The following is a 1,401-nucleotide window of genomic DNA, read 5'->3' as shown; positions in this document are numbered from 1 at the left end:
AACCTATCAGGTGGACAAAAACAACGACTCTCGATTGCAAGAGCACTCATTCGAAAACCAGATATTTATATATTCGATGATAGCTTTTCTGCACTTGATTTCAAGACAGATGCCAACCTTCGTGCAGCCCTGAAAGATGAAACAAAAAATGCGACGGTATTACTTGTTGCACAGCGTGTTAGTACGGTTGTAGACGCTGACCGAATCATCGTGTTAGATGAAGGACACATYGTAGGCATGGGTACACACCAAGAGTTGCTTAGTACAAACGACGTATACCGTGAAATCGCCTTATCACAGCTCTCAGAGGAGGAAATTGCATGAGTAATCAAAAAAAACCTCAAAGCGGCGGGCAAATGGGGCATGGCCCTGGTGGCGGTAACATGATGATGATGGGTCAAAAAGCAAAAGATTTTAAAGGAACACTAAGACGTCTCTTGGCTTATTTAAAACCCCGACGCAACAAATTAATTGCCGTGTTCTTCGCTGCAATCATGAGTACAATTTTTATGATTGTAGGGCCAAAAATCATGGGAACGGCGATTACAGAATTATTCGAAGGAGCTTACGGGAAATTCCAAGGAATACCAGGAGCAACTATTAACTTTGATAAAATTGGCCAGATTCTTCTACTACTTGCTGGACTGTATGTCTTAAGCAGTCTTTTCAACTATGTACAACAATACATTATGTCTAGTGTTGCACAAGATACAGTATATGATCTTCGAGAAGATGTTAATAAAAAGCTTGAGAAACTTCCTCTCAAATATTTTGAAGGACGTCCTAACGGAGAAACACTAAGCCGAATGACAAATGACATTGATACAATCGGGAGCACCCTTCAACAAAGCTTAACGCAGTTCATCACATCAATTGTAACAATTTTGGGGATTATCATTATGATGCTTTCGATTAGCCCGTTATTGACATTAATCTCGATTGTCAGCTTACCTTTGTCAATATTTGCAATTCGGCCCATTTTAAAAAGATCCCAAAAACATTTTGCCGATCAACAGCGCACACTTGGACAATTAAATGGTCACATTGAAGAAATGTATACTGGCCATCAAGTCGTTAAAGCATTCGGACATGAAAAAAAGGCAAGCGCCCAGTTTGTTTTGGTTAATGAAGAATTGTATAAAGCGGGAAGGAAAGCACAGTTTATATCTGGTATCATCATGCCTATGATGTTCTTTATCGGAAATTTGAGTTATGTCCTTATCAGCGTTGTCGGCGGGATATTGGTAACGCAACGTTCGATCTCAATTGGTGATATTCAAGCATTTATCACATATTCAAAGCAGTTCACCCAGCCGATCACACAAACAGCTAACATTGCAAACATTATTCAGTCGACGGTTGCTGCAGCTGAGCGTGTCTTTGAGCTACTCGATGAAGAAG

At 40.2% G+C, this 1,401-nt stretch carries 2 protein-coding genes; both read left to right on the top strand.

Translation table 11 applies throughout. The features are described 5' to 3' along the window. Positions 1–324: ATP-binding cassette domain-containing protein (locus tag AC1DUW_RS28790; protein ID WP_477644182.1), on the top strand; the 324-nt coding region annotated here is incomplete at its 5' end. Further along, positions 321–1,401: ABC transporter permease (locus tag AC1DUW_RS28785; RefSeq protein ID WP_477644181.1), on the top strand; the 1,081-nt coding region annotated here is incomplete at its 3' end. The genes AC1DUW_RS28790 and AC1DUW_RS28785, both read left to right, overlap by 4 nt.

This window comes from Peribacillus sp. P4_C12 (assembly GCF_056402095.1).
Note: the sequence above shows the minus strand (reverse complement) of the source record. Positions and strands in the feature narration are given on the sequence as shown.